Annotated in this window: 25 protein-coding genes and 1 pseudogene; 19 read left to right on the forward strand and 7 right to left on the reverse strand. The window is 73.1% G+C overall.

Annotated features, from left to right (window positions below; translation table 11 throughout):
- From ABD308_RS25535 to ABD308_RS25555, 5 genes are all read left to right on the forward strand, one after another.
- Positions 1–889, forward strand: an 889-nt coding sequence (locus ABD308_RS25535; RefSeq protein WP_344338927.1) for a carbohydrate ABC transporter permease, incomplete at its 5' end; no start/stop codon positions are given.
- Positions 890–910: 21 nt separating this feature from the next.
- A complete protein-coding gene (locus ABD308_RS25540; RefSeq protein ID WP_344338928.1) occupies positions 911–1,834 on the forward strand; it encodes a carbohydrate ABC transporter permease in 924 nt (307 codons plus the stop codon).
- A complete protein-coding gene (locus ABD308_RS25545; RefSeq protein WP_344338929.1) occupies positions 1,834–3,123 on the forward strand; it encodes a 6-phospho-beta-glucosidase in 1,290 nt (429 codons plus the stop codon). Before ABD308_RS25540 ends, ABD308_RS25545 begins: the two co-directional genes overlap by 1 nt.
- Positions 3,124–3,254: 131 nt before the next feature.
- Entirely contained in the window at positions 3,255–4,274 is a 1,020-nt protein-coding gene (locus ABD308_RS25550) for an N-acetylglucosamine kinase (protein WP_344338930.1), read from the forward strand.
- 112 nt (positions 4,275–4,386) lie between these two features.
- The gene (locus ABD308_RS25555) at positions 4,387–4,977 is read left to right on the forward strand and encodes a hypothetical protein (protein WP_344338931.1); all 591 of its coding nucleotides are present in this window, start codon (positions 4,387–4,389) and stop codon (positions 4,975–4,977) included.
- 52 nt (positions 4,978–5,029) lie between these two features.
- Here the strand turns inward: ABD308_RS25555 and ABD308_RS25560 are convergent, their stop codons facing one another.
- The 3 genes from ABD308_RS25560 to ABD308_RS25570 all read right to left on the reverse strand — a co-directional run bounded on the left by ABD308_RS25560 (position 5,030) and on the right by ABD308_RS25570 (position 9,833).
- A complete protein-coding gene (locus ABD308_RS25560; protein WP_344338932.1) occupies positions 5,030–7,000 on the reverse strand; it encodes a glycoside hydrolase domain-containing protein in 1,971 nt (656 codons plus the stop codon).
- A 113-nt stretch (positions 7,001–7,113) separates the two neighbouring features.
- Positions 7,114–8,244: a transglycosylase family protein gene (locus ABD308_RS25565; protein WP_344338933.1), complete on the reverse strand. Its 1,131-nt coding sequence runs from the start codon at positions 8,242–8,244 to the stop codon at positions 7,114–7,116.
- 152 nt (positions 8,245–8,396) lie between these two features.
- Positions 8,397–9,833, reverse strand: a complete 1,437-nt coding sequence (locus ABD308_RS25570; RefSeq protein WP_344338934.1) for an FG-GAP repeat domain-containing protein — start codon at positions 9,831–9,833, stop codon at positions 8,397–8,399.
- Between the two features lie 296 nt (positions 9,834–10,129).
- Between ABD308_RS25570 and ABD308_RS25575 the strand changes: the two genes are divergently transcribed.
- The 4 genes from ABD308_RS25575 (at position 10,130) to ABD308_RS25590 (ending at position 12,954) form a co-directional block, all read left to right on the forward strand.
- Positions 10,130–10,651 carry a hypothetical protein gene (locus ABD308_RS25575; RefSeq protein WP_344338935.1) on the forward strand — a complete coding sequence of 174 codons (522 nt, stop codon included), beginning with the start codon at positions 10,130–10,132 and terminating at the stop codon, positions 10,649–10,651.
- An 84-nt stretch (positions 10,652–10,735) separates the two neighbouring features.
- Positions 10,736–11,275 (forward strand): hypothetical protein, encoded by a 540-nt coding sequence (locus ABD308_RS25580; RefSeq protein WP_344338936.1) that lies wholly within the window; start codon positions 10,736–10,738, stop codon positions 11,273–11,275.
- The gene (locus ABD308_RS25585; protein WP_344338937.1) at positions 11,275–12,435 is read left to right on the forward strand and encodes an MAB_1171c family putative transporter; all 1,161 of its coding nucleotides are present in this window, start codon (positions 11,275–11,277) and stop codon (positions 12,433–12,435) included. Before ABD308_RS25580 ends, ABD308_RS25585 begins: the two co-directional genes overlap by 1 nt.
- A 39-nt stretch (positions 12,436–12,474) precedes the next feature.
- Positions 12,475–12,954, forward strand: coding sequence for a YybH family protein (locus ABD308_RS25590; RefSeq protein ID WP_344338938.1), 480 nt, complete (start codon positions 12,475–12,477; stop codon positions 12,952–12,954).
- An 82-nt stretch (positions 12,955–13,036) separates the two neighbouring features.
- Here the strand turns inward: ABD308_RS25590 and ABD308_RS25595 are convergent, their stop codons facing one another.
- Complete coding sequence (locus ABD308_RS25595) at positions 13,037–13,603, reverse strand: DUF4291 domain-containing protein (protein WP_344338939.1); 567 nt, start codon at positions 13,601–13,603, stop codon at positions 13,037–13,039.
- A gap of 209 nt (positions 13,604–13,812) precedes the next feature.
- Between ABD308_RS25595 and ABD308_RS25600 the strand changes: the two genes are divergently transcribed.
- The 3 genes from ABD308_RS25600 to ABD308_RS25610 are packed head-to-tail and all read left to right on the forward strand — an operon-like array spanning position 13,813 to position 15,898.
- Positions 13,813–14,232 carry a hypothetical protein gene (locus tag ABD308_RS25600; protein WP_344338940.1) on the forward strand — a complete coding sequence of 140 codons (420 nt, stop codon included), beginning with the start codon at positions 13,813–13,815 and terminating at the stop codon, positions 14,230–14,232.
- A gap of 2 nt (positions 14,233–14,234) precedes the next feature.
- On the forward strand, positions 14,235–14,969 hold the full coding sequence (locus ABD308_RS25605; RefSeq protein ID WP_344338941.1) for a hypothetical protein: 735 nt from the start codon (positions 14,235–14,237) through the stop codon (positions 14,967–14,969).
- Between the two features lie 29 nt (positions 14,970–14,998).
- On the forward strand, positions 14,999–15,898 hold the full coding sequence (locus ABD308_RS25610; protein ID WP_344338942.1) for a transporter substrate-binding domain-containing protein: 900 nt from the start codon (positions 14,999–15,001) through the stop codon (positions 15,896–15,898).
- Positions 15,899–15,924: 26 nt separating this feature from the next.
- Here ABD308_RS25610 and ABD308_RS25615 read toward each other — a convergent pair whose 3' ends face one another.
- Both ABD308_RS25615 and ABD308_RS25620 read right to left on the reverse strand, forming a co-directional pair.
- Complete coding sequence (locus ABD308_RS25615) at positions 15,925–17,703, reverse strand: glycoside hydrolase family 3 protein (RefSeq protein ID WP_344338944.1); 1,779 nt, start codon at positions 17,701–17,703, stop codon at positions 15,925–15,927.
- The gene (locus tag ABD308_RS25620; protein WP_344338947.1) at positions 17,700–18,461 is read right to left on the reverse strand and encodes a tyrosine-protein phosphatase; all 762 of its coding nucleotides are present in this window, start codon (positions 18,459–18,461) and stop codon (positions 17,700–17,702) included. The genes ABD308_RS25615 and ABD308_RS25620 overlap by 4 nt, the downstream gene beginning before the upstream one ends.
- A 175-nt stretch (positions 18,462–18,636) precedes the next feature.
- Between ABD308_RS25620 and ABD308_RS25625 the strand changes: the two genes are divergently transcribed.
- The gene (locus ABD308_RS25625) at positions 18,637–19,434 is read left to right on the forward strand and encodes a GntR family transcriptional regulator (RefSeq protein WP_344338948.1); all 798 of its coding nucleotides are present in this window, start codon (positions 18,637–18,639) and stop codon (positions 19,432–19,434) included.
- A gap of 4 nt (positions 19,435–19,438) precedes the next feature.
- Here ABD308_RS25625 and ABD308_RS25630 read toward each other — a convergent pair whose 3' ends face one another.
- Positions 19,439–20,080 carry a TetR family transcriptional regulator gene (locus ABD308_RS25630; protein ID WP_344338949.1) on the reverse strand — a complete coding sequence of 214 codons (642 nt, stop codon included), beginning with the start codon at positions 20,078–20,080 and terminating at the stop codon, positions 19,439–19,441.
- Positions 20,081–20,316: 236 nt separating this feature from the next.
- On the opposite strand from ABD308_RS25630, the gene ABD308_RS25635 reads away from it, so the two are divergent.
- The 6 genes and pseudogenes from ABD308_RS25635 to ABD308_RS25660 all read left to right on the forward strand — a co-directional run.
- Positions 20,317–21,879: an ABC transporter substrate-binding protein gene (locus tag ABD308_RS25635; RefSeq protein WP_344338951.1), complete on the forward strand. Its 1,563-nt coding sequence runs from the start codon at positions 20,317–20,319 to the stop codon at positions 21,877–21,879.
- Positions 21,876–22,847: an ABC transporter permease gene (locus ABD308_RS25640; RefSeq protein WP_344338953.1), complete on the forward strand. Its 972-nt coding sequence runs from the start codon at positions 21,876–21,878 to the stop codon at positions 22,845–22,847. Before ABD308_RS25635 ends, ABD308_RS25640 begins: the two co-directional genes overlap by 4 nt.
- Positions 22,834–23,694: an ABC transporter permease gene (locus tag ABD308_RS25645; RefSeq protein WP_344338955.1), complete on the forward strand. Its 861-nt coding sequence runs from the start codon at positions 22,834–22,836 to the stop codon at positions 23,692–23,694. Before ABD308_RS25640 ends, ABD308_RS25645 begins: the two co-directional genes overlap by 14 nt.
- On the forward strand, positions 23,691–24,710 hold the full coding sequence (locus ABD308_RS25650; protein ID WP_344338956.1) for an ABC transporter ATP-binding protein: 1,020 nt from the start codon (positions 23,691–23,693) through the stop codon (positions 24,708–24,710). The genes ABD308_RS25645 and ABD308_RS25650 overlap by 4 nt, the downstream gene beginning before the upstream one ends.
- Positions 24,707–25,747, forward strand: a complete 1,041-nt coding sequence (locus ABD308_RS25655; protein ID WP_344338958.1) for an ABC transporter ATP-binding protein — start codon at positions 24,707–24,709, stop codon at positions 25,745–25,747. The genes ABD308_RS25650 and ABD308_RS25655 overlap by 4 nt, the downstream gene beginning before the upstream one ends.
- Positions 25,748–25,882: 135 nt before the next feature.
- Positions 25,883–26,066 (forward strand): annotated as a pseudogene (locus ABD308_RS25660) (hypothetical protein); the annotation flags it as partial.

The following is a 26,066-nucleotide window of genomic DNA, read 5'->3' on the forward strand; positions in this document are numbered from 1 at the left end:
CGCCTTCCTCTCCCCCTGGCTGATCGGCTTCAGCGTCTTCTTCCTGTACCCGCTGATCTCGACCATCTACTTCTCGTTCACCAAGTACAACGGCTTCGGCTCGCCGACCTTCAGCGGCCTGAAGAACTGGGACTACGTCTTCAACGACCTCCCGGCGTTCTGGCAGGGCCTGCGCAACACCCTGTGGCTGGTCGTCATCATGGTGAGCCTGCGGGTGGTGTTCGGCCTCGGCATCGGGATGCTGATCACCAAGATCAAGAGCGGCGTGGGCTTCTTCCGCACCGTCTTCTACCTGCCGTACCTGGCCCCGCCGGTGGCCGCCACGGTCGCCTTCGCCTTCCTGCTCAACCCCGGCACCGGCCCGGTCAACCACTTCCTCGGCGAGATCGGACTGCCGCAGCCCGGCTGGTTCGCCGACCCGCAGTGGTCGAAGCCCGCGCTCACCCTGCTCGCCATGTGGGGCGTCGGCGACCTGATGGTCATCTTCATGGCGTCCCTGCTGGACGTCCCGAAGGAGCAGTACGAGGCCGCCGAGCTCGACGGCGCCGGCCCCTTCCAGCGGTTCCGGTACGTCACCCTGCCGAACATCTCGCCGATCATCATGTTCGCGGTGGTCACCGGGGTCATCCAGACCATGCAGTACTACACGCAGGCGATCGTCGCCGCGAAGGTCGCCAGCGGCAACTCGGCCGGCTCCGGCCAGCAGTTCGAGCCCGGATACCCGAACGGCTCCACCTGGACCCTGCCGCAGATGGTCTACAACCTCGGCTTCCAGCGCTTCAACTACGGTGCGGCGTGCGTCGTCGCCCTGGTGCTGTTCGTCATCTCGATGGCCGTCACCTCGGTGCTGATGCGCCGCCGGTCCGGCTTCATGGCCAGCGACGACTAGCGGCCCAGTGAGGACACGATCATGACTCTCAGCCAGACCCTCTCCGCCGAGGCACCCGGCGGGCGGCCAGGCCGGGGCTCCGCCCGCGGGCCCGTCACCGCCGCCGCCCGCACCGCCCGCCGCCGCGCGCTGCTCAACTGGGTGGCCGTCCACTCGCTGGCCGTCGCCGCCGGCCTGTTCTTCCTGCTGCCGTTCGTCTTCGCCTTCCTGACCTCGGTGATGTCGGACGGTCAGGCGCTCACCTCCGACTACTGGCCGACCTCCTGGAACTGGGGCAACTACGGGAAGGTCTTCGACACCCCGGGCTTCCTCACCTGGTGGCGCAACACCCTGCTGTACGCGGGCCTCGGCACCGTGCTGACCATCGTCTCCAGCCTGCCGGTCGCCTACGCGCTCGCCAAGTTCCGCTTCCGCGGCCGCAACCTGGCGCTGATGGCCGTCATCGCGATGATGATGCTTCCGCCGCAGGTCACCATCATCCCGATGTACCTGTTCTGGGCGAAGCAGATGGGCCTGGGCGGCTCGCTCTGGCCGCTGATCATCCCGATGGCCTTCGGCGACGCCTTCTCGATCTTCCTGCTGCGCCAGTTCCTGCTGACCATCCCCCGGGAGTACATCGAGGCGGCCCGGATCGACGGCTGCGGCGAACTGCGCACCCTGCTGCGGGTGGTGCTGCCGATGGCCAAGCCCGCCATCGCCGCCGTCGCGCTGTTCCAGTTCTTCTACTGCTGGAACGACTACTTCGGCCCGCAGATCTACGCCAGCAACAACCACGACGCCTGGACCCTCTCCTACGGCCTGGAGTCCTTCAAGGGCGCCCACCACACCAACTGGAACCTCACCATGGCCGCCACCCTCCTGGTGATGGCCCCGGTGATCGTCCTCTTCTTCTTCGCACAGAAGGCCTTCATCGAAGGCGTGACACTGACAGGGGTCAAGGGCTGATGTCCGCACTCAAGCTGGCCATCGTTGGCGGCGGTTCGACGTACACCCCGGAGCTGATCGACGGCTTCGCCCGGCTGCGCGACACCCTGCCGATCGGCGAACTCGTGCTGGTCGACCCGGCCGCCGACCGCCTGGAGCTGATCGGCGGACTGGCCCGGCGGATCTTCGCCAAGCAGGGCCACGGCGCGGTCGTCACCACGACCACCGACGTCGCGGCGGGCGTCGCCGACGCCGACGCGGTGCTGCTGCAACTGCGGGTCGGCGGGCAGGCGGCCCGCAACCAGGACGAGACCTGGCCGCTGGAGTGCGGCTGCGTCGGCCAGGAGACCACCGGCGCCGGCGGCCTCGCCAAGGCGCTGCGCACCGTCCCGGTGGTGCTCGACATCGCCGAGACCGTCCGGCGCGCCAACCCCGACGCCTGGATCGTCGACTTCACCAACCCGGTCGGCATCGTCACCCGCGCCCTGCGGAACGCCGGCCACAAGGCCGTCGGCCTGTGCAACGTCGCCATCGGCTTCCAGCGGCGCTTCGCCAAGCACCTGGGCGTCGACCCGGAGCTGATCCGGCTCGACCACGTCGGCCTCAACCACCTCACCTGGGAGCGCGGGGTCACCCTGCTCGACGGCCCCGGCGCGGCCGGCGGCCGCGAGGTGCTGCCCGAGCTGCTCTCCGGCTTCGGCAAGGAGATCGCCGAGGACCTGCACCTGCCGCAGCGGGTGATCGAGCGGCTCGGCGTCGTACCGTCCTACTACCTGCGGTACTTCTACCAGCACGACGTGGTGGTGGAGGAGCTGAGGACCAAGGGCTCGCGGGCCGCCGAGGTCGCCGAGATCGAGCGTCGGCTGCTGGAGATGTACGCCGACCCGGCCCTGGACACCAAGCCGGACCTGCTCGCCAAGCGCGGCGGGGCGTTCTACTCCGAGGCGGCGGTGCAGCTCATCGCGGCGCTGCTGGGCACCGGCGGCGGGACCTCCGTCCAGGTGGTCAACACCCGCAACGACGGCGTGCTGCCGTTCCTGCCCGACGACGCCGTCATCGAGGTGCCGGCCGAGGTCGACGCGGCCGGCGTGCGCCCGCTGCCCCAGCGCCCGCTGGAGCCGCTGTACGCCGGACTGGTCGCCGCCGTCACCGCGTACGAGCACCTCGCCCTGGACGCCGCCCTGCGCGGCGGCCGCGACCGGGTCTTCGACGCGCTGCTCGCCCACCCGCTGGTCGGCCAGATCGAACTCGCCGACCAGCTGACGGACCGGCTGCTCGCCCACAACCGCGAGCACCTCTCCTGGGCCTGACCCGCCCGGCCCCCGGTCCCCGGCCCGCATTCCGTGGGGGGAGTGCGGGCCGGATCACGGGCGGAGACACGCCACCCCCGGCCGGGAAAGACCCCCGGCCGGGCCACGTACGACGAGCCGCGGGAAGCCCGATGACCCACCAGCCCGAACCGCACCTGCCCGGCGTCCTCGCCATCGACGCCGGCAACTCCAAGACCGACGTCGCCCTGATCGGCGCCGACGGCACCGTCCACGGCTCAGCCCGGGGCGGCGGCTTCCTCCCGGCCACCGTCGGCGCCACCGCCGCGGTCGCCGGACTCGCCCCGCTGGTCGCCGAGGCCGCCGCGGCCGCCGGGATCACCGGCTGGACCGGCCCGCTCACCAGCCACGTCAGCGCCTGCCTCGCCAACGCCGACCTGCCGGTCGAGGAGGAGGCGCTGCGCACCGCCCTGGTCTCCCACCCGTGGGGCGTCAGCAACACCGTCGTCAACGACACCTTCGGCCTGCTGCGGGCGGGCACCGACGGCCCGTGCGGCGTCGCCGTCGTCTGCGGCGCCGGCATCAACTGCGTCGGCCTGCTGCCCGACGGCCGCACCGCCCGCTTCCCGGCCCTCGGGCAGCTCACCGGCGACTGGGGCGGCGGCGCGGGCCTGGCCGGCGCCGCCATGTGGCACGCCGTCCGGGCGGAGGACGGGCGCGGCGGGCCGACCGGCCTGGCCGCCGCGATCGCCGAGCACTTCGGCCTGCGCAGCACCGGGGCCGTCGCCGAGGCCGTCCACCTCGGGCACCTGCCGTCCACCCGGCTGCACGAGATCGTCCGGGTGCTGTTCGCCGTCGCCGGGGCCGGGGACACCACCGCGCTGTCGCTGATCGACCGGCAGGCCGACGAGATCGTCCGGCTCGCCGTGGTCGCGCTGCGGCGCCTGGACCTGCTGGAGACGCCCACCCCGGTGGTGCTCGGCGGCGGGGTGCTCGCCTCCCGGCAGCCGCTGCTGCTCGACAACCTGACGGACCGGCTGACCGCGGCGGCGCCGCTCGCCGAGCCGCGGGTCGTCGTCGCCCCGCCGGTCCTCGGCGCGGCGCTGCTCGGGCTGGACCACCTGGCCGCCGGGCCGGAGGCCCAGGAGCGGCTCCGCAAGGCCTACGACCCGGCGCGGCCCGTCGCGGCGTAGGGCCCGTCGGCGAGCCCCCGNNGCCGCCCCCGCCGGGTCCGCACGCCCGGCGGGGGCGGCGGCCCTTCGCAACCGGGCCCGCGGACTCCGCGTCCAGTGGGAGACTCACCCCATGACCGCGCCCCGCCGCCTCCTGCTCGCCGTCCTGCTCTGCTGCGCCGCCACCGCCGGGGTCGCCGCCTGCACGCCGATCGACGAGGACCCGACGCTGGCGATGGCCTCGGACGACGTCGAGGATCCCGAGGACGCCGAGTTCGCCGGGGAGGTCGGGGACGCCGGGGACACCGGGGACGTTGGGGACGCCGGGGGCCTCGCGGAGGAGGAGTACGGGGACTCCCCCGACGCCGACGCCGAACCCGGCCTGGACGCCGCCCCGCCCACTCCGTGCGCCACCCATGCCGTCCGCCGGACCGTCCAGGTCCTGGACGTCGTCGACGGCCGCCTCACCCTGCGCCCCGCCTGCGCCCCCGAGGCCGACCCCAGCAGCCACGCCCTGGCCGCGCACGCCACCGCCACGCTGGTCGACCTCCCGCACGACGAGCCCGCCAAGGAGGTCCAACTCCCCCTCCTCCTCGACCACTTGGACGCCTGCCTCACCGACGGCGCGCCCGAACCCCCGTACGCCTGCTACGGCAACACCTACGACGTCGTCCTGGACTCCCGCGGCCGGATCACCCGGATCCGGGAGCTGCAGCGGCCGTGACCGGGCCCCCGCGCGTGTGGCGGGGACCCGGTCGACCGTTCCGGCGAAGGCCCTACATCAGCTCGCTGACCTGGGCGAAGCCGTTGTCCGGCCACAGGCCGTAGCCGCTCTGGGTGTTGAGCTGGCCGTTGCCGTGCCCCGTCCAGAGGAGGAGCGCGCCGCCGGAGGCACGACCGGCGATGTCGGCCTTGCCGTCGCTGTTGAAGTCACCCGCGACCAGGCTGTCCACGGCGCTGAATCCGGTGTCCGGCCACATGCTGTAGCCGGTGGTGGTGTCGAGCGTCCCGTTCCCGTTGCCGTTCCACAGCAGCAGGTTCCCGTCCGACAGCTTGCCGGCGATGTCGACCTTGCCGTCGCTGTTGAAGTCCGCCGCCACCAGCTCGCTCACCTGGCCGAAGCCAGTGCCCGGCCACATGCTGTAGCCGCTCTGGGTGTTGAGGGTGCCGTCGCCGTTGCCGGTCCACAGCAGCAGGTTCCCGTCGGACAGCTTGCCCGCGATGTCCGCCTTGCCGTCACCGTTGAAGTCGCCCGCGACCAGGCTGTGCACGGCGCTGAAGCCGGTGTCCGGCCACATGCTCCAGCCACTGGCCGGGTCGAGCGTGCCGTTGCCGAGGCCCTTCCACCACAGCAGCGTCCCGTCCGACAGCTTCCCCGCGACATCCGTCTTGCCATCGCCGTTGAAGTCCGCCGCCACCAGGTCGCTCACCTGGCCGAACCCGTTGTTCGGCCACAGGCCGTGGCCGGAGTCGGTGTTCAGCTGGCCGTTGCCGTTGCCGGTCCAGAGCAGCAGCGCGCCGTCCGGGGCCCGGCCGGCGATGTCCCGCTTGCCGTCGGCGTTGAAGTCGACGCGCGCGGGGCCGTCCGGGTTGGGCTGCGGGTTCGGGGTGCCGGAAACGGCCACGTCGAGGAAGTTGCGGTCGATCTGGCGGGTGTAACCGCCCCAGGTCTCGATCACGTTCCCGCTGTACTGGTGGACGCGCTGGTGGTTGGCCCACAGGTCGTTCGGGATGTACGGGTCGCTGGTGTTGGCCACCCCGTTCCAGTTGGCGGGGAAGAGCACGTCCGGAAGGGCGTAGCCGTCGTTCCTGGTCTGGACGATGTCCTTGATCCCGCTGGCGCTGCTGCTGTAGACCGCCGACTTGTAGCCTTGCTGGTGGAGCCGGCTGGTCCAGGCCGAGAGGAAGCTCAGGACGGTGGGGCGGTACTGGGGGGCGTAGTTCTCCATGTCGTAGTGCAGCAGGCTGCCCGGACCGAAGCCGAGTGCCGCGGCCCTGGCGATCGCGTCGTCGGCCGAAGCCGTGCCCTGGCCGGCGGGGTTGGTGATCTGGTGGGCCTGGATGCCGACGTAGAGCGGGATGAAACGCCAACCATCGTTGGCCTGCTCGCGGACCCAGCTCGCCGTCAGGTTCCCCTGGTCCGTGCAGCTCCGCTGGGCTCCCCCGATGTACACCCCGATCGCCTGGTAGGGCGATGACGCCTTCCACGCCTTCATGAAGGCGGACCCGGGGGCGTCGCAGGTGTCGAAGCCCTTGCCGATGTAGTCGGTGGCGCCGGCGGGCAGGGCCTCCGTGGTGGTGGTCGTGAGGGACGGAGCCGTCGCCGCTCCGGGACGCGCGTCCTTCGCGGCTGCGGTGGGCAGTCCGGCGGCGGCGACGATGTCGCGGACGAGCCGCTCGTCGTCCCGGTAGGTGGCGGTCACCTGGATGTCGGCGGCGGCGGTGGTGAACTCGTGGCTCATCGGGTCGGCGGTGAGGCCGGGCACGGAGTCGCCGTCCGCGGGCTGGATCTGGAGGGTCTCCGTGCGGCCCACCAGGTGGGCCGGGCACATCGCGCCCTCGCCCTGGACGCCCAGGTAGAGCGTGTGCCGGTCGTAGCGGACGCAGGCGGTGGGGTCGGCGGCGAGGTCCACCACCGCCCAGTCGGCGGGGACGGTGAACCGGTGACCCAGGTAGTCCACGGAACGGGTCTCGGACGACGCGGCCGGGGTCGGGGTGGAGGGCGGGGCGGCGGTGGCGGCGCCCACGGTGACGGCGGAGAGTGCGAGGCAACTGCCCGCGGCGAGCAGTGCGCGGCGGATACTGATGGCGGTCTCCTTGTCCTGCGGAGGAATGGCTGCGGTCGCCGGCTTGTCGCCGGTCAGCCGATGAGGGGGTTCACGGCGTTGAAGCCGTTGTCGGGCCACATGCCGTGGCCGCTGTTGGTGTTGAGGGTGCCGTCGCCGTTGCCGGTCCACAGCAACAGGTTCCCGTCGGAGAGCTTCCCGGCGATGTCGGCCTTGCCGTCACCGTTGAAGTCGTCCGCGACGAGGTTGTGCACCTGGCTGAAGCCGTTGTCGGGCCACATACTCCAGCCGCTGGCCGGGTCGAGGGTCCCGTTGCCGAGGCCCTTCCACCACAGCAGCGTCCCGTCCGACAGCTTCCCCGCGACGTCGGTCTTCCCGTCGCCGTTGAAGTCCGCCGCCACCAGCTCGCTCACCTGGCCGAACCCGTTGTTCGGCCAGAGGCTGTAGCCACTCTGGGTGTTCAGGGTGCCGTCGCCGTTGCCGGTCCACAGCAGCAGGTTGCCGTCCGAGAGCTTCCCGGCGATGTCGGCCTTGCCGTCACCGTTGAAGTCACCCGCGAGCAGACCGCTCACCGCGCTGAACCCGGTGTCGGGCCACATGCTCCAGCCGCTGGCCGGGTCGAGCGTGCCGTTGCCCAGGCCCTTCCACCACAGCAGCGTCCCGTCCGACAGCTTCCCCGCGACATCCGTCTTGCCATCGCCGTTGAAGTCCGCCGCCACCAGGTCACTGACCTGGCCGAACCCGTTGTTCGGCCACAGGCTGTAGCCACTCTGGGTGTTCAGGGTCCCGTTGCCGTTCCCGGTCCAGAGCAACAGGTTCCCGTCGGACAGCTTCCCGGCGACGTCCGCCTTGCCGTCACCGTTGAAGTCCAGGCGCAGCCGTTTGACGGTGGGGTATACGGGGCTGCTCGTGTCCTTGGCCAGGCCGACGATCACGGAGCAGTCCGGCCAGGCACCGGGGCCCTGGCCCTTGAGCACCTTCTCGGCGATCTCGATCTGCTGGTACTTGGTGGCGAGGTCCGCGCGCGAGGCGTAGACGGTTCCTCCGAAGCCGACCCAGGTACTGGCCGCGAACTGGAGGCCGCCGTAGTGGCCGTTCCCGGTGTTGGCCGCCCAGTTCCCGCTGGCCTCGCACTGGGCCATCTTCTCCCAGGTCTCGATGGAGGCGGCGGAGGCGTCCTGGGCGGTGAGCAGCGCCGTGCACATGGCGGCCAGCGAAAGGCAGGCGAGGGGGTGACGTATTCGTCGACGCATGGGGTCCTTCGATTCGTCGGATGACGGCAGGGGTGGCCGCCGGGGCCCTGCGGCGAGCAGTGCGGCAGGGCCCCGGCGGAGTGGGTGGCGTAGCGCCGTGTCGGTCAGCCGATGAGGGGGTTCACGGCGTTGAAGCCGTTGTCGGGCCACATGCCGTGGCCGCTGCTGGTGTTGAGGGTGCCGTCGCCGTTGCCCGTCCAGAGCAGCAGGTTGCCGTCGGAGAGCTTTCCGGCGATGTCGGCCTTGCCGTCGCCGTTGAAGTCGTCCGCGACGAGGTTGTGCACCTGGCTGAACCCGGTGTCGGGCCACATGCTCCAGCCGCTGGCCGGGTCGAGGGTCCCGTTGCCCAGGCCCTTCCACCACAGCAGGGTGCCGTCCGAGAGCTTCCCCGCGACGTCCGTCTTCCCGTCGCCGTTGAAGTCCGCCGCCACCAGATCGCTCACCTGACCGAACCCGTTGTTCGGCCACAGGCTGTAGCCACTCTGGGTGTTCAGGGTGCCGTCGCCGTTGCCGGTCCACAGCAGCAGGTTGCCGTCCGAGAGCTTGCCCGCGATGTCCGCCTTGCCGTCACCGTTGAAGTCACCCGCGAGCAGACCGCTCACCGCGCTGAACCCGGTGTCCGGCCACATGCTCCAGCCACTGGCCGGGTCGAGCGTGCCGTTGCCGAGACCCTTCCACCACAGCAGCGTCCCGTCCGACAGCTTCCCCGCGACATCCGTCTTGCCATCGCCGTTGAAGTCCGCCGCCACCAGATCACTGACCTGGCCGAACCCGTTGTTCGGCCACAGGCTGTAGCCACTCTGGGTGTCCAGGGTCCCGTTGCCGTTGCCGGTCCACAGCAACAGGTTCCCGTCGGACAGCTTCCCGGCGACGTCCGCCTTGCCGTCGTTGTTGAAGTCCAGGCGCAGCTTCGGCGGCTGGGGGGTGACCGGGTCGTCGATGACGTTGTTGGCCCGGACCGGAGCCCAGGGTCCGAAGCCCGAGAAGTAGGGGTAGGGGATTTCGCGGTGCTTCACACCGGGGTTAATCCTGCCACCGGTGAACTCGTAACCCATGTAGGACGTCTGGCTTGAGTCGGTCCACCGCTCGAAGATCACGATGTGGCCGTCGTCGCCGGCGTCGTCGTCCAGGAGCGCGTCCCCGGGCTTGAGTTCGCCCTTGCTGATCCAGTGGGCGGCGCCGTTCGGCACGTACTTCGTGGTGTCGAGGCCCGGCTTGCTGAGCTGCCAGGCCATCGAGGCGTAGCCGGAGCAGTCCGTGCGGTAGCCCTGGTAGGTGCTGGTCCCGCTGTACTGAAGACCGATGCCGTACCAGGAGGCGGCACGGGCCAGCACCTGGGAACGGGTCATCTGCGGGGCGAGCGTCGTCATCGTCGCGGACGGGCCCTGGCCACCGCCTCCGGCGGAGTCGACCGTGAGGTCGATGGAGGGCGCGGGACTCGGCTGGGCGTGGGCGGCGGGGACGGTTCCCAGGGCCAGGGCGGACAGGGCTATCGCCGCCAGGACGGAGGTCGTACGAGAAGTGACGCGCTGAGCGGACACAGGTGTCTCCCGGTCGGTAGGAAGGCGGAGGACCACGGCCGGCACGACGGCCGGCCGCTGGAGTGAGCACGATGACCTCGCGTTGGCGATTTTAATCGCCGACGCATCGTCACACTATGACGCCGTGCGCCCCCGCACAATCCCCCTCCTGAAGCGTTCTACGCGCCGAGAGTCGCGCCGGGCCGCGCATCCCCTCGCATCTGCGGGCCAATCCCCATGCAAGGGATACGGCTAGTTAAATCGCCGAGCCCGGCGATCGCGATAGCGTGGACCCCATCGGATCGGAGGCCAGAGACGTGCGTGGAGACGAGCCGGAGAGCCCGAGCGCCCCGAGCCGCAGCGCCGCCATCGCCGACAGGATCGACGCCCTGATCGCCCGCGAGACGGCCCGGGCCGGCGGGCGGACGCCGACGTACCGCGAGTTGGCCGAGCGGACGAACCGGCTCGCCGGGCGCGATGTGATCTCCAAGGACACCATCCGCAACCTGCACCACGGCGTGACGCAGAAGGGGCAGACGCCGAACCCGACCGTGGAGACCCTCGACTGGCTCGGTCGCTGCTTCGGCATCCAGCAGGGCGCCTCCTACTTCCTCGACGACGCGCGCACCGGTGCGGTGGACGAGCAGTTGGACCGTCTGGAGAAGCTCGGCGAGCTGCGGCAGGCGCTCGGCAACGCCGAGGTCGTCAACCTCGTCCAACGCGCCTCGGGGCTGTCCGACGGAAGCCTTCACATGCTGCTCGCGCTGGCCGACCGCCTCAAGGACCTGGAGGAGGAAGCCTCCGGCAGGCCCAAGCCGCCCTCCTCGTCCGATCAGTGAGCCGTCGGACACGATCCGGGGAACGGGACGGCCGCAGGGGCCTGCTCCGCCCTCAATGCTTCGGGAAGGAACGATTCCGCCGTCATGCCACTCCCCCGAGGCCTCCGTCGGCGCTGCGAGGGCATCCTGGCCGACCTCGACCTGCCGGTTCCCTTCACCGTCGAGGGCTTCCGCGACTCCCTGGAACGGCGCCGCGGCCGGCCGATCGTCATGGAACCGCTGCCGCCGTTCGGCCCCGACGCGCCGTGCGGGCTGTGGATCGCCCTGCCGAGCGTCGACGTCGTCCTGTACGAGCAGCGCACCACCCCGGCGCACCAGGACCTCATCAAGCTCCACGAGCTCGGCCACGTCGTCTGCGGGCACACCGGCGCCGTCGAACTCCAGCACCTCACCGGCCTGATGCCCGATCTGACGCCCGAACTCATCGCCACGGCCATGGGCGTGGGCCGCACCAGCTACACCACCCGCGAAGAACAGGAGGCCGAGATGATAGCCCTGCTGCTGAGCGACCTCGTCGGTGCCGACCGGTCCGGGCCGGACCGCGCCGGCACGGCCGCCTCCAGACGGCTCGCCGACAGCCTCCTCCCCCCGATCCGGTCGCTCCGACGCCGGCGGCGGGGCTGATGCTCCCCTTACCGTCCGCCCTGATTCCCGTCCTGCTCTGCGCCGTCACCGTGTGGCGGCTGCCGTCCGCCTTCCGGCCACCCGTCTCCCCCGCCTCCCGTGCCCTCTGGGCGACCCTGGCGGCCATGACCGTCGGACTCGGCGCCCGCTCGCCCGAGGTCGCCCGTCTCATGGCGGAGGTCTCCGGGATCCCGGACGTCGCCCTCCTGGTCAAGCCCGTCCTCGGCCTCGTCTCCGCCGTCTACCTGCTCGACTACGTGCACGCCGTCCACGGCTGCCTCGGCCGCGTCGTCCCCGCGTCCCGGATCCGGCAGGCGCTCTCCCTGCTCGCGCTGGTCGCGGTGCTCCTCCTCGTCTTCAAGCGCGACGGCATCGACGCCCACGACGGCGACCCCGCCGTACGGATCTACCTCGCCGTCTACTACCTGTTCCTGGCGGGGTCCACCGCCCTCGGCACGCAGGTGTTCTGGTCCAACCGCCGCACCGTGCCGAGCGGTCTGCTGCGCACCGGGGTGTGGCTGCTGGCCACGGGATCGGCGATCGGGTTCTTCCACACGGTCCGCCGGGTGGTCATCGTCCTGTGGTACGGCGACACTCCGGTCGACCCGGTGACCGGTCTGCCGGCAGCGATGACGGATTTCCTCTTCGAGCCCCTGCCACCGGCCGCGATCGTCCTGATGGCCGCCGGGTTCTCCGTGCCCCCGCTCTGGATGGCGCTGCGCTACGTCCGCGACCAGTCGGCGATGTGGCGGCTGTACCCGCTCTGGTCCGACCTGGTCGGCGCGGTGCCGCACGTGGTGTTCGGCACCCCCCGCGGACGGGTCCCCGAACTGTTCGCGTACGGGGACCGGACCCTCGACCTCACGCACCGGGCCTTCGAGATCCGGGACGCGGCGCTCGCGCTGCGCGACGAGGTGCCGGCGTCGGCGGGCGCCGCCGGGGCGGTCCTCACCACGGGCGACGACCCGGCGCGGACCGAGGCCCGCTGGCTGCGGGCCGCGCTGTACCACCGCGCCCACGGCCGGCCCCCGGCGGGCGGCATGCCGCCGGAGCCCTGCCACCCGGGCGGCTTCACCCCGCGTGAGGAGGTCGCCTGGCTGCTGGAGGTCGCCGCCGCCTACCGCGGGCGCGGCGGACGGGCGGCGGGACCCCGGGCTTGACCTCAAGGGCGGTTGAGGTTGTCGGATGGGGTTCCGGCGGTGATCGCCGTTCGGATGTCGCCCTACCGGGGAGAGGTGCTGGTCATGGCGGGCGAGGTGCTGGTGGCGGGGGACGTGCCGGTGGCGGTGCGGGAGGCGGTGACCGGGGTGGTCGCGGCGCTGGAGGACGCGTTCAACCGCAAGGACGCGGAGGCGCTCGGCGCGCAGTTCGGCGAGCGGGCGTCCTGGACCAACGCGGCGGGCCGGCGGCTGGACGGCCGGGCGGCGATCACCGCGTTCAGCGGACCGGCGATGCGGGAGTTCCTCAAGGACTCCTACGCCCGGTACGAGGTGGTGAAGCTGCTGGCGGTCGCGGACGGCGTGGTCGCCGTCAACGTGGCCCAGACGCCCACCGACGCCGCGGGCCGACCGGTGGAGGGCCCGCACGGCCGGGCGCTCTACGTGGTCGCCCGGCAGGCGGACGGGTGGAAGATCGTGGCCGGTCAGAACAACGCGGTCGATGCCCAGTCCGCGGCGTAGGTTCTGACCGGTCCCGGACCGGGGCCGCCTCCCGATCCCGTGATCGTGCCGGGGAGGCGGTCCCACCGTCCGTCGGGGGAGGTCATCCGCCGGCGCCCAGGCGGGCGGCGAGCGGGCGCGGGAGCGGGTAGGGGCGCTCCGGGGGCAGCAGGCGCTGGGCCTGGGCGGTGCGGCCCTGCTGGAGCAGGCCGGCGATCCGGCGCACCTGCGGGGTGAGGTCGGTGACGCCGGTGATCCACTCCTCGGCGAAGGTCCGGATCAGGGTGCGGCCCACGCCGACCTGGATGCTGTAGTGGTTGAGCGCGGCGCCGCGCAGGGAGCGCTCCGGGTCCCACTGGACGTGCACCTCGGCGCGGGCGAGCAGCGCGGGGTCGCCGGTGGTCAGGACGGCCCGGCCGAGCGCCTCCTCCCAGCCCGCCCGGGTGATCCGGACGGCCAGGACGCGCTCCTGGCCCGGCTTGCGGGCCCAGGTGCTGCGGTGCATCAGCCAGCGGAACGAGGGCTTGATCCACGTCATCCGCCCGAAGGAGAACGGCGCGACGAACCGCCCGGCGGCGAGGGCCGCGTCGGCCACGGCGGGGGCGTACGCCTGGTAGACGACGATGGTGTCGGCGTCGAAGTCGGCCCGGATCCCGTAGAGCTGCTGCATGCCACCGGACTCTGCCAGCGCGCCGTCGCCCGGAGCGAACGGTTTTCGTCCGCCCCCGGCCGACCTGCGGGTCTTCGGCCCGCCCGGCCCGCGGGGTGGTCGTCCGGTGACGGGTTCGGCGCGAACCGGTGCGCCACCGCCCCTCGGTCGCTACCATCGCACTCGCCGCGGCCACCGACAGCGAGTGGCCTGGACATACTGGGGGGCCTGTGTCCGAGCTGCTCACCGACATCACCGCCATCGCTCCGTACTTCACGGTCGCCGCGACCGCCTTCGGAACCCAGCTGGCGGCGGAGGCCGCCCAGCGCGTCGCCACGGAATCGGCGGACACCGGAGCGGGCTTCTTCCGCCGGCTCTTCGGCCGGCGCTCCGCCGAGGTGGGCGAGGTGCTGGACCGTCACGACCTGCCCGAGGAGCGGGTCGACGGCCTGCTGCACGGCCTCGGCGAGGACGACCGCGCCCGGCTGTCCGAGGCGCTGCTGGCCTGGCTGCGCGGACCGGCGGCGGACCCGCCCTCCGCGGAGCGGCTGGTGGAGGCCGTCCGGACGGTCACGATCAACTCGTACGGCGGCAACACGGTCAACGCGGCGCGCATCGAGAACTCCACCTTCAACTTCGGCACGAACTAGCCATGGAGGGGGACCCGGGCCCGGGCCGGCGCGTCCACTTCGAAACGCACCACGGGGCGGTCCACGCCGGCGAGATCGACCGCTCCACGTTCACCTTCCTGAAGAACGTCGACGCGCGCTCGGTCGTCGCGCTGCTGCCGCTCCTGGTGGCCGTCGGCATCGCCGGGTACGCCGCGCTGTCCTGGCCGGGCGGTCCGCAGATCCAGTACGCCGGGTTCTACGCCGCCCTCGGGTCCGGCTTCGTGACGTCCGTGCGGTGCGCCGTCATGGGACCGGCTGGGCTGACCCGCCCGACGGCGACGGCGGGTCTGCTGCTGGTGACGGTCTCGCTGGGCGCCTCCCTGCTCGGTCTGGGCGGCCTGGAGGACATCCGGCGCAACCGCGAGATCCCGGTGGGGCTCTCCGTCCAGGCCGCCGGGCCGCTGACCGGCTCCAGCACGCAGACCCTGGTGATGCCCGCGCCCGCCCCCGGGGAGGCGCGTGACCGGCTCCGGCTCGCGCTGACCCTCACGGACGACGATCCGGCGTCACCGACCTGCGTCCACAAGACCGTCGCGACGCTGACGGTCCTCACTCCGGGGGTCACACCGGGCGTGCAGCGGGTGCCCGCGCAGTCCGAGGTGGAGTTCGACCTCGGCGGGCGGCGCGGCGAGGTGGAAATCGAGATCGCGGTGCAGACCAGGGAGGGCTGCGCGCTGCGGGTGGCACAGGCGGACGGGACGCTCTTCAACGAGTGAACGGGACCACGGGGGGACGCATGAGGGGAATGCGACGAAGGACACCGGTACGGCGGGCCGCCACGACGGCGGTTCTCCTCGCGCTCGCCGCCGCGGGGTGCGGGGCGGATCCGGAGCCGTCGATCTTCGCCGACGGCAGGAAGGTCCGGATCGGGGCGAAGAGCGACCAGCCCGGCACCAGCCACGAGCGGCACGCCGGCGACTTCGACGGCCTGGACATCGCGGTGGCCAGGGAACTGCTGGACCGGGTCGGGGCGGAACCCCCGATCTTCAACGGCATCATCTCCAGGAACCGCGCCCCCGCCCTGCGGGACGGGGATGTCGACCTCGTGGTGGCGACCTTCTCGATCACCGCCCGGCGGATGCTCCCGGTCAAGGAGGGCGGGGAGGGGCTCGACTTCGTCGGCCCCTACGCGTCCACCCAGCAGGGCATGCTGGTGCGGGCGGCCGACCTGGAGCGCTACCGCACCCTGGACGACCTCAACGGCCGGCTGGTGTGCGTCTGGAAGGGCACCACCTCGGCCGACGAGCTGCGCAAGCCCGCCTACCAGGCGATCCGGCTGCGCGAGGAGGAGGACGCGGGCTTCTGCGTCAACGCGCTCAAGGCCGGCGAGGTCGACGCGGTCTCCACCGACCAGCTGATCCTCTACGGCTTCATGGAGGCGGAGCCGGCGCTGGCGGTCGTGCCGGGGATCGCCTTCGCGGCGACCAACGACTACGGCGTCGCCCTCGCCAAGGGCCACCGCGAGGACTGCGAGCGGCTGCGGGACGCGCTGAAGAAGTACGTGGTGAGCAACGAGTGGGACCGCGACGTCAAGAACAACCTGCCGCAACTGCCCCTGGAGCGCCGCAACGAGGCCCGGCCCACCGAGACCGAGATCGACGGCGCCTCCTGCCGCGACCGCCCGGCCAACGCACCCGTGGGCTGACCCCGGGTGCGCCGGCCTCGCGGCTCTCAGAGCGCGCGCGGGGCGGTCGGGTGGCCGGCCGGGAAGAGCGGGTCCTCCGTGTCGAAGGGCACGTCCTCGCGGGAGGCCTCGACGGCGGCGTCCGAGCGGGGCAGGTCGAACGGCAGCGAGCCGGTCATCGGGGCGCGGCCGAACACCGCGTCCAGCACCACGTCGTCGGCGGCGCCGAACTCGCCGACCAGCAGGGCCGCGTGGGGCGCGAGCGGGGTCAGCACGGCGGGGCGTTCGAGCAGCGCGACGACGGCGGTGGGGACGGCGTCGGCCAGCGCGGCGATCCTGGCGGCCTCGGCGGGCTCGAACTCCAGGGTGCCGGTGTGGAAGTGCTGCTCCAGCATCCCTTCGCGCTTCTCGTACGGCGTGGCGAGGCGGACGACGGCGACGTCGGCGTCCTCGGGTCGCTCGACGACCGTCCCGTAGCGGGCCGCCACCTCGGCGTCCACGCCCTCGACGTAGATCCGCTCGCCGCTCAGCGGGCCTCCGGAGAGGCGGACCAGCGAGGCGGCCTGGACCCTGCGGCCGAGCTCGCGGCCGGCCGGGGCGCCGACCAGCGTGGCGGCGGCCTCGACGTCCACGTACGGGTCGTCGAACAGGCCGAGCCGGAACTTGTCGCGCAGGATGCGGCGGACGGACTCGTCGAGGCGGGCCTCGGTGACGGCGCCGGAGCGGACCACCCCGAGGATCAGCTCGGGGTCGGTCTCGCCGCCGAGCTGGTCGGCCCCCGCGTGCAGGGTCATCGCGACCTGCTCGGGCACCGACAGCTCCTCGACGCCCCAGTGCCGCGGCGGCAGGCTGACGATGCCGGGGATCTCCATGCCGGTGATGGCGTTGAAGTCGGTGCAGACCACCCCGTCGAAGCCGTACTTGCCGCGCAGCAGGCCGGTGATGACGTCGTGGTTGAAGTTGGCGCCGACCTCGGCGAGCCCGGAGCCGGCCGGGATCGCGTAGGCCGGCATGATCTGCGCGGTGCCGACCTCGAACGCGGCCTCGAACGGGCGCAGGTGCCGCTCGAAGGCGCCGCCCGGGTAGGTCAGGCTCCGGCCGGCCGCGAAGTGCGAGTCCTCGCCCTTGTGCTGCGGCCCGCCGCCGGGGAAGTGCTTGGTCATGCAGGCGACGCTGTCCGGCCCGATCCGCTCGCCCTGGAGGCCGCGGATGTAGGCGGCGATGATCCGGGAGACCCGCTCGGGGTCCTCGCCGAAGGTGCCGCTGATCCGGGCCCAGCGCGGCTCGGTGGCGAGGTCGGCCATCGGGTGGATGGCGACCCGGATGCCGACGGCGCGCAGCTCGCGGGCGATCAGCGCGGTGTACTCCTCGACCAGTTCCGGGTCGTCGGTGGCGCCGAGGCCGATCGGCTCGGGGCCGACCGAGAAGCCGCCGCCGGCGAAGGCGGTGGCCGGGTTGGTGGTGAAGCCGTGCCGGGGGTCGGAGGCGAGGGTGACCGGGATGCCGAGGCGGCTCGCGGCGGCGAGGTCCTGCACGTGGTTGTTCCACGCGGCCATGGTGCGGGCGTCGGGGACCATCGTCATGCCGAAGGAGGTGAGGCCGCGCTCGGTGATGAGGTGGTCGCCGGACGGGAAGGGGCCCTGGTCGCCGGCGATCATCCGGCCGACGAACATCTGCGCGGCCTTCTCCTCCAGGGTCATCCTGGAGAGGAGGTCCTCGACGCGCTCCTCGACGGGCAGCCGCGGGTCCTCGTAGGGCTCCATGGTGCCGTTGTGGTTGAGGTCGCGGAACGGCGTGCCGTCGGTGTGGCGCAGCGGGGTCCTCATGCCGTCACCCCGGCGGGCACCTCGGCGGCGGGGGCGGCGGCCTTGGCGCGGAAGGCCTCGATGGTCGCGGCGTCCACCCCGCAGTGGGCGAGCAGGCCCTCGGTGCCGCCGTAGCGGGCGTCGACCAGCTCCAGGAAGGCGGCCATCGCGTCGGCCGGGGCCTCCAGCAGCGGGCGCGGGACGGTGAGCGAGCCCGCGTGGTAGTCGTTCAGGGCGTTGCGGTTGCGCTCGGCCAGGCCCTCGAAGATCTGCGGCAGCGCCGCGGTGGTGCGGTGGTAGTCGGCGACGATCTCCTCGGCCGGGACGCCGAGCAGGTCGAGCAGCAGGGCGGTCAGCCAGCCGGTGCGGTCCTTGCCGGCGGCGCAGTGCACCAGCAGGCCGCCGGGGCGGGTGGCGGCCTCCACGGCGAGCTTGACCGCCCCGGGGGCGGACTCGACCATCAGCAGGTAGAAGGCGCCGAGGTCCGCGTCGGTGGTCATCGCCATCATCGCCGCCTCCAGCTTCCGGTCGGTGGGCTGGACGCGGGCGGCGACCACCTCGATGCCGGCGGCCCGGGACCGCGCCCAGTCGGCGTCCTCCGTCTCGGCCTCGCCGCGCAGGTCGATGATCGTGCGGATGCCGGCGGCGTTCAGCTGCTCGACGATCGCGGCGTTGTCGGCCGGGTACGGCTGGGCGGAGCGGTACAGGACGCCGTGGCGCACCCGGCGGCCCTCGGGGTCGGCGAGGGCGGCGGGGTCGCGGAAGTTGACCAGGGTCATGGCGGGCCTTTCGGGGGTGGGGATCGGGTGATGACTCGGAACGACATGGGGAGGGCGAGACATCTAGACGTCTAGATGTCTACCCGGCAAGGGGGGCACCGGGCAAGCGACGAGGAGGTGAACTTCCGGACAACCGGGGACAGAAGCCGCCACCCGGCTCCGTAGGATCTGGCGCGTGGCGACGCACCGAACCGAGACCCCGCTGTACCGCCGGCTGGCCCGGCAGCTCCAGGAGCGCATCGACGCCGGGACGTACCCGGCGGGCTCCCGGCTGCCCAGCGAGCCGGAGCTGAGCACCGAGTTCGGTGTCAACCGGCTGACCGTCCGGCAGGCGGTGGCCGAGCTGGAACGGGCCGCGGTGCTGGAGATCCGGCGCGGCGTGGGGACCTTCGTCCGCCCGCCGGCGGTGCGGGTGTCGATCACCGTCGACCCGCGCAGCCAGCGCTTCGACCTCGGCAGCGTGCACACCGGGCTGCCGCTCGGCACGCGGGCGCCGGACCCGGCGGAGGACGGCGAGTTCGTGGTGGCCGCGCCGCCGGTGACCGGGAGCCCGGAGGACGTCGAGGCGGCCCGCCAGCTGGGGTGCGACAGCGCGGAACTGTCCCGGGTGGACACGGTGATCCGACTGGGCGGCCGGCCCCGGGTGGTGAGCAGCTACTGGGTGCCGTCCGGGCCGCCGCCGGCCGAACTGCTGCGGCCCGGCCGGGCCGGCAACATGGTGCTCGACCTGGCCCGGGCGGCCGGGGTGGAGCTGGAGTACGACTGGCGGGCGTTCGGCGCGGTCGGCGCGGACCTTGCCGACGCGGAGCTGCTCGGGGTGCCGCCGGGCACCGCGCTGCTGGTCCGCGAGGGCGTCAGCTGCACGCCGGACGGCACGCCCGCGCTCTACCTGCGGCGGCGGATCGACGGCAGCAGCGCGCGGTTCGTGCTGCACTACCGCGAGCCGGGCGGCGGGTCGGGGCCGGCCCGGTAGGCGCTCACCGGACGGCTCCCGCCGGCTCCGCCGGGGCCGGCGCCTCGAACCCCGCGAGCAGGACCCGGAACGCCTCCACCCACTCCTCCAACGAGCGCATCTCGTTGCCGTCGACGACCTGCCGCCGGGTCATGCCCGCCATCAGCGCCGCGAACGCCTGCGGCCGCAGGTCGGCCAACGGGTCGACGCCCAGCCGCTCGGCCACGATCGCCGCCACCCGCTGGGAGACGGTGTCGATCATGATCAGCGCGAACTCGCGCACGCTGCGGATCTCGATGAACCCGCGCCGCAGCGCCCGGCGCCGCACGGTGTGCTCGGCCGGCTCCTCCAGCTGTCCGTCCAGGACGCCGCCGGCGTGCCGGAAGGCGGCCCAGAGCTCCAGCTCGGCGGGGGCCGCGGCGAAGGCGTCCAGGAAGGCGGCGCCGAAGTCCATGCCGAACAGCAGCGCCTCCTTGCACTCGTAGTACCGGAAGAAGGTGCGGTGGGCGACGTCGGCCCGGCGGCAGATCTGGTCCACCGTGGTGCCCTCGAAGCCCAGCTCCTCGAAGAGGTCGAGCCCCGCCGTGCGGATGGCCTGCCTGGTCCGCGCCCGCTTGCGGTCGCGCAGCCCGGGCTCCGCCACGGTGTCCGTCCCCTGCCCCTGCATCCTGCTCGCCCCTCGTCAACTGCTGTGCCGCGTGCGGCCGTAGTCGTACCGAATCACGCCCGGCGTGGCCCGCTCAAGCCGAGCACCAAGTCGTCGACATCTCGTCATGCGAAGTTTGCACAACTGCCAGTTGGCAGTAGTGCCACTTCCGAATGGTGGTGCCCGGCGGCCACCGGTCCGGCTGCGCCCGCCGGTCTCCCCCCTCCCCCGTAGCCCCGAATCCCCCCCGAGGAATCATGAAGCGGCACACCCTCGTCCTGGCGTCCACGGTCTGCACGGCGGCCCTCGCCCTCACCGCCTCCGCCTGCTCCGCGTCCGACGACACGGTCTCCGGCGGCGGCACCGCCGCCTCCGCGCCCAAGGACGACGGCCCCGCCGTCGACGGCGGCACACTGAGAATCGGCCTCGACCGCCCGTTCGCCAAGCTCGACCCGGCCGACAGCGGCCTCACCGCGATGCCGATGATGATCCTGGCCAACGCGCTCTACGACCCGCTGATGATCAACGGCGACAACGGCGCCGTCGAGCCCTACCTGGCCAAGGCCTTCACCCCGAACACCGACGCCACCGTCTGGACGCTGGAGCTGCGCGAGGGCGTCGCCTTCAGCGACGGCAAGCCGCTCGACGCGCAGGCCGTGGTCAACCACGTCGACCGGCTCTCCAAGCCCGAGGCCAAGTGCGCCTGCGCCGCCGACGCCGCCACCATCGGCGCCATGACGGTGAACTCCCCGACCTCCGTCGGCTTCACCCTGAAGTCCGCGAACGCCGCCTTCCCCAGCCTGTTCACCCGCTCCCTCGGCTACGTCTCCGAGGCGCCCGCCGGCCCCGACACCCCGGCCGTCGGCTCCGGCCCCTACACGCTCGAAAGCGTGCAGCCGGGCGTCTCCGCCACCCTCGTGCGCAACCCGTCCTACTGGGGCACCAAGGGCCACGCCGACAAGCTCGTCTACAAGGTGCTGCCCGACACCGACAGCCGGTACCAGTCGCTGCGCTCCGGCGACACCGACCTCGTCTGGACCGAGACCGCCTCCCAGTACAAGCAGGCCCCCGGCGACAACCTGCGCGCGGCCACCGGCCCCGGCTCCACCTCCACCGTGGTCTTCAACACCAAGGCCGCCCCCTTCGACGACGTCCGGGTGCGCCAGGCGCTGCAGCTCGCAGTGGACCGCGCGGCCGTCGAGAAGGTCGTCCACCTCGACCAGGGCAAGGTCTCGGACGGCCCGATCGGCTCCTCCTCCCCCTACCGCGGCGCCGCCTCCTACCCCGCGAAGGACACCGCCAAGGCCCGCGAGCTGCTCGCCCAGGCCGGCCACTCCGACCTCTCCTTCGAGTACCTCGTCGACAGCCGGCCCGAGGGCCAGCAGCGTGCCACCGTGCTCCAGCAGATGTTCGCCGACATCGGTGTGAAGATGACCATCAAGCCGCTGGACCCGGCGAGCCTGGGCACCGCGATGTACCAGCGCAAGTTCCAGGTGATGGACTTCGTCACCAGCATGTTCGGCGACACCGACACCGCCCTGGCCAACCTCTACGTGCCCGGCGCCGCCTACAACTTCTCCGGCTGGGAGAACGCCAAGGCCGGTCAGGCGATCACCACCGGGCGCACCACCGTCGACCAGGCCCAGCGGGCCCGCTCCTACCAGGAGGCCGCGCAGGAGGTCGTCAACGAGGCGCCGATGCTCTTCCTCACCGAGAACCCGGTCGGCTTCCTGGCCTCCGCCAAGATCGGCGGCCTGCCGGACGTCTCCAAGCGGACCGTCGTCAACGTCTCCCCGGCCGGCCTGTGGGTGAAGAAGTGACGTCCACCGCACTGCGGACCGCGGGACGCACCGCCGGACGGCTCGGACGGGCCGCCGCGGTGCTCCTGCTGGTCACCGTCGGGGCGCTCTCGCTGCCCAAGCTCATGCCCGGCTCCCCCGCCCTCGCCGCGCTCGGCCCGACCGCCACGCCGGAGCAGGTCGCCGCGTACGAGGCCAAGCTCGGCCTGGACGAGAACGTGTTCGCCGCCACCTGGCGCTGGCTGGGCGACGCCCTGCACGGCGACCTCGGCCACTCGCTCTCCACCGGCGTCGCCGTCACCACCGAGCTCGCCGACCGCATCCCGGTCACCCTCGAACTCTTCGTCGCCGCCCAGGTGGTGGCGCTCGGCCTGGCCCTGCCGGTCGCGCTCTGGTCGGCCTGGCGGCCGGGCGGCGCCGTCGACCGGATCGCCACCGCCGGCGCGTTCGTCTGGCTCGCCGTGCCCGGCTTCGTGCTCGGCCTGCTGCTGATCTGGATCGCCGCCGTCCAGCTGCGGATCCTGCCGGCCACCGGCTGGACCCCCTTCACCGAGAACCCGCTGGAGAACCTGCGCCACCTGGTGCTGCCGGCGCTCACCCTCGGCCTCACCGAGGCCGCCGTCTTCACCCGCACCCTGCGCAGCCAACTCCTCGACACCCTCGACCAGACCTACGTCTCCGCCGCCCGCAGCCGCGGCATGGGCACCGCGCGGCTGCTGCTGCGCCGCACGCTGCGGCCCTCCTCGCTGCCGCTGGTCACCCTGCTCGGCATCGGCGTCGGCACCTCGCTCGGCGGCTCCGTGCTGGTCGAGTCGCTGTTCGCGGTACCCGGCGTCGGCAGCCTGGTCTCCGGGGCGATCAACGGCCGCGACTTCCCGGTGGTGCAGGGGGTGGTGGTGGTCAGCGCCATCGCCGTGGTGGCCGCCACCTTCGCCGTGGACCTGCTGTACCGCACGATCGACCCGAGGATCGCCGATGAGCGCCGCTGAGACCGTCCCCGTCCCCGCCACCGTGCCGCGCGAGGCGGCCGCGCGCCGCCGCCCCTCCACCGGGGTACTGGTCGCCGGCGGCTGGCTGGCCGTCGTCGCGCTCGCCGCCCTGCTGCTCCCGCTGCTGCCCGGCTTCGACCCGCTGCACGGCGACTTCGCCAACCCCGCCGCCGCCCCCGGCCCCGGCCACTGGCTGGGCACCGACGCCGCCGGGCGCGACGTCTTCCAGCGGACCGTGGCCGGCGCCCGGGCCTCCTTCGCCGTCGCCGGACTGACCATCACCGTCGGCCTGCTCGGCGGCGGAACGCTCGGCATCGCGGCCGGCTGGTTCCGCGGGCCGGTGGACAAGGTGATCGGCTTCGCCGCCGACCTGCTGATGTCCGTGCCCACCCTGATCCTGGTCATGATCGCGGTCTCGCTGCGCGGACCCAGCCTGCCGGTGATCGGCATCCTGATCGGCCTGTTCACCGTGCCGGCCTTCACCCGGGTGGTGCGCGCCGTCGTGCTGTCGCTCAGCGAGCGCGGCTTCGTCCAGGCCGCCCGGATGATCGGCACCGCGCCGCTGCGCATCCTGGTCCGCGAGGTGGTCCCGCACGTCGCGCCGATCGCGCTGACCTTCGCGTTCACCGCCACCACCGTCTCCATCGTCGCCGAGGGCTCGCTCAGCTTCCTCGGCTTCGGGCTCCGGCCGCCGGAGCCGTCCTGGGGCGGCATCATCGCCGAGGGCCGGACCACGCTCGGCAGCGCCCCGTGGATCTCGCTCGCCCCGGCGGCGGTGCTCTGCCTGACCGTCCTCGCCCTCAACTACCTGGGCGACAAGCTCCGTTCGAAGGGAGGGCGAGGATGACCACCCCCGTTCTCGACGTCCGCTCGCTCGACACCACCCTGCACACCCCTGACGGCCGGACCCTGCACGTGCTGCACGGCATCGACCTCACCATCGACGCCGGCGAGTGCCTCGGCGTCGTCGGCGAGTCCGGCTCCGGCAAGTCCGTGCTGGCCCGCACCGTGCTCGGCGTCCACCCGCGCACCACCCGGACCACCGCCACCGGCTCGGTGCGGCTCAACGGCGAGGACCTGCTCACCGCCACCGCCGCCCGGCGCGCCGAACTGCTCGGCACCGGCGTCGCGATGGTCCACCAGGACCCGATGACCTCGCTCAACCCGGTCGTCCGGATCGCCGACCAGGTCACCGAGTCGCTCACCAACCAGCGCCGGATGCCGCGCCGGGAGCGGCTGCGCACCGCCGCCGAACTGCTCGCCGCCGTCGACGTCCCCGACCCGGCCCGGCGCGCCCGCGCCTACCCGCACGAGCTGTCCGGCGGCCTGCGCCAGCGGGTCGGCATCGCCGCCGCGCTGGCCGGCTCCCCCGCCCTGCTGCTCGCCGACGAGCCCACCACCGCGCTCGACGTCACCGTCCAGCGCACCGTGCTCGACCTGCTCGACCGGCACCGCGAGACCCGGGGCCTGGCCACCCTGCTGATCACCCACGACATCGGCCTGCTCTACGGCCGCGCCCGGCGGATCGCCGTCATGTACGGCGGACGGGTCGTCGAGACCGGCCCCACCGAGGCCGTCACCGAGACCCCCGCCCACCCCTACACCGCCGCGCTGCTGCGCTCGGTGCCCCGGGTCACCGGGCCGCTGCGCCGCACCCTGCCCGCCGTGGCCGGCTCGCCGCCGGACCTCTCCCGGCCCATCCCCGGCTGCCCGTTCGCGCCGCGCTGCGAGCGCGCCCAGGCGGTCTGCTCGACGGACGCGCCCCCACTGCACCGGGCCGGGGCCGGACACACGGCCGCCTGCCACTTCCCGCTCACGCCCGCATCCGCGCTGCCGGACAAGGCCGAGGAGACCGCCGCATGACCCCCGTACCCGACGCCACGCCGGACGCCACCGGGGCGGACACCCCCGTCGTGCTGCGGGCCACCGGACTGTCCGTGGTCCACCGCACCCGCTCCGGCCCGCTGCACGCCGTCAGCGGCGTCGACGTGGAACTGCGCGAACGCCACACCCTCGCCCTGGTCGGCGAGTCCGGCTCCGGCAAGAGCAGCATCGCCAAGGCCCTGCTGCGGCTGCCCCCGCCCACCACCGGCACCGTCACCCTGGACGGCACCGACCTCGCCGCGCTCGCCCCGCGCGCGCTGCGGGCGCTGCGCCCCCGGATGCAGATGGTCTTCCAGGACCCTGTCTCCTCGCTCAACCCGCGCCGCACCGTGCGCGACCTCGTCGCCGAACCGCTGGACGCCCACCCGGACCCCTCGGTCGACCGCGCGGCGGTGGTCGAGCGGCAACTGGAGGCCGTCGGCCTGCCGATCGGGCTGTTCGGCGACCGCCGGCCCGCCCAGCTCTCCGGCGGCCAGGCCCAGCGGGTCGCCATCGCCCGCGCGCTCGCCGCCGAACCCCGGGTGCTGATCGCCGACGAGGCCGTCTCCGCCCTCGACGTCTCCGCCCAGGCCACCGTGCTCAACCTGCTGCGCCGGCTCACCGAGGAACGCGGACTCGCGAGCCTGTTCATCTCGCACGACCTCGGCGTGGTCCGCGCCGTCAGCGACGACGTCGCGGTGCTCCACCTCGGTCGGCTCTGCGAACAGGGCCCCACCGAGGAGGTGCTCGCCGCACCCGCCCACCCCTACACGGCGGCGCTGCTCGCCGCCGTCCCCGAGCCCGGCCGTCCGCTCGGCGACAGCGGCCTGCTCCCCGCCGACCCGCCGTCCCCGCTCGACCCGCCGTCCGGCTGCCGGTTCCGCACCCGCTGCCCGTTCGCCGACGAGCGGTGCGCCGGCGAGGTGCCGGAGCTGCGGGAGGTGTCGCCCGGGCGGACCGTCGCCTGCCACCGGCCGCTGACGCCCCCGCAGGCGGCCGCCGTGGACGCCGGAGCGGCCGCGACGCCGACCCGGTAACATGCCCGGGCTGAGCAGCCGCCGGCCCGACGGACCGCCGGAGCACACCGGCTGACCAGCCGAGAAGCCGATCGGCCGACCGGCGGACCCGCCGGGCGGCCGACCACACCGACGGACCGGGCGGGACACGACGACATGACGGTGGCCAACGGAAGCGGCGCACCCGACATCCCCAACGAGCTGGCCCACCACTGCCTGGACCTGCTCACCGACGTCTCCCGCACCGGCCGCCTGCTGCGCCGCGCCGAACTGGAGCGGCTGCGCGACCTCGGCGAGCGCGGCGCCGAGGCCGGCCACGGCCTGCGCGAACTCGTCGGCG

Origin of the sequence: Kitasatospora putterlickiae (genome assembly GCF_039527695.1) — a bacterium.
In the GTDB taxonomy this organism is placed as follows: domain Bacteria; phylum Actinomycetota; class Actinomycetes; order Streptomycetales; family Streptomycetaceae; genus Kitasatospora; species Kitasatospora putterlickiae.

Excerpts from the sequence above, each read along its gene's own strand:
- ABD308_RS25605 (WP_344338941.1), top strand. The coding sequence starts at position 14,235 with ATGGAGGGGGACCCGGGCCCGGGCCGGCGCGTCCACTTCGAAACGCAC.
- ABD308_RS25545 (WP_344338929.1), top strand. The coding sequence starts at position 1,834 with ATGTCCGCACTCAAGCTGGCCATCGTTGGCGGCGGTTCGACGTACACC.
- ABD308_RS25585 (WP_344338937.1), top strand. The coding sequence starts at position 11,275 with ATGCTCCCCTTACCGTCCGCCCTGATTCCCGTCCTGCTCTGCGCCGTC.
- ABD308_RS25550 (WP_344338930.1), top strand. The coding sequence starts at position 3,255 with ATGACCCACCAGCCCGAACCGCACCTGCCCGGCGTCCTCGCCATCGAC.
- ABD308_RS25655 (WP_344338958.1), top strand. The coding sequence starts at position 24,707 with ATGACCCCCGTACCCGACGCCACGCCGGACGCCACCGGGGCGGACACC.
- ABD308_RS25615 (WP_344338944.1), bottom strand. The coding sequence starts at position 17,703 with ATGAGGACCCCGCTGCGCCACACCGACGGCACGCCGTTCCGCGACCTC.
- ABD308_RS25620 (WP_344338947.1), bottom strand. The coding sequence starts at position 18,461 with ATGACCCTGGTCAACTTCCGCGACCCCGCCGCCCTCGCCGACCCCGAG.
- ABD308_RS25580 (WP_344338936.1), top strand. The coding sequence starts at position 10,736 with ATGCCACTCCCCCGAGGCCTCCGTCGGCGCTGCGAGGGCATCCTGGCC.
- ABD308_RS25645 (WP_344338955.1), top strand. The coding sequence starts at position 22,834 with ATGAGCGCCGCTGAGACCGTCCCCGTCCCCGCCACCGTGCCGCGCGAG.
- ABD308_RS25555 (WP_344338931.1), top strand. The coding sequence starts at position 4,387 with ATGACCGCGCCCCGCCGCCTCCTGCTCGCCGTCCTGCTCTGCTGCGCC.
- ABD308_RS25540 (WP_344338928.1), top strand. The coding sequence starts at position 911 with ATGACTCTCAGCCAGACCCTCTCCGCCGAGGCACCCGGCGGGCGGCCA.
- ABD308_RS25565 (WP_344338933.1), bottom strand. The coding sequence starts at position 8,244 with ATGTGCACGGCGCTGCTCACCGCCCAGGACGCCTCCGCCGCCTCCATC.
- ABD308_RS25595 (WP_344338939.1), bottom strand. The coding sequence starts at position 13,603 with ATGCAGCAGCTCTACGGGATCCGGGCCGACTTCGACGCCGACACCATC.
- ABD308_RS25650 (WP_344338956.1), top strand. The coding sequence starts at position 23,691 with ATGACCACCCCCGTTCTCGACGTCCGCTCGCTCGACACCACCCTGCAC.
- ABD308_RS25635 (WP_344338951.1), top strand. The coding sequence starts at position 20,317 with ATGAAGCGGCACACCCTCGTCCTGGCGTCCACGGTCTGCACGGCGGCC.
- ABD308_RS25610 (WP_344338942.1), top strand. The coding sequence starts at position 14,999 with ATGCGACGAAGGACACCGGTACGGCGGGCCGCCACGACGGCGGTTCTC.
- ABD308_RS25630 (WP_344338949.1), bottom strand. The coding sequence starts at position 20,080 with ATGCAGGGGCAGGGGACGGACACCGTGGCGGAGCCCGGGCTGCGCGAC.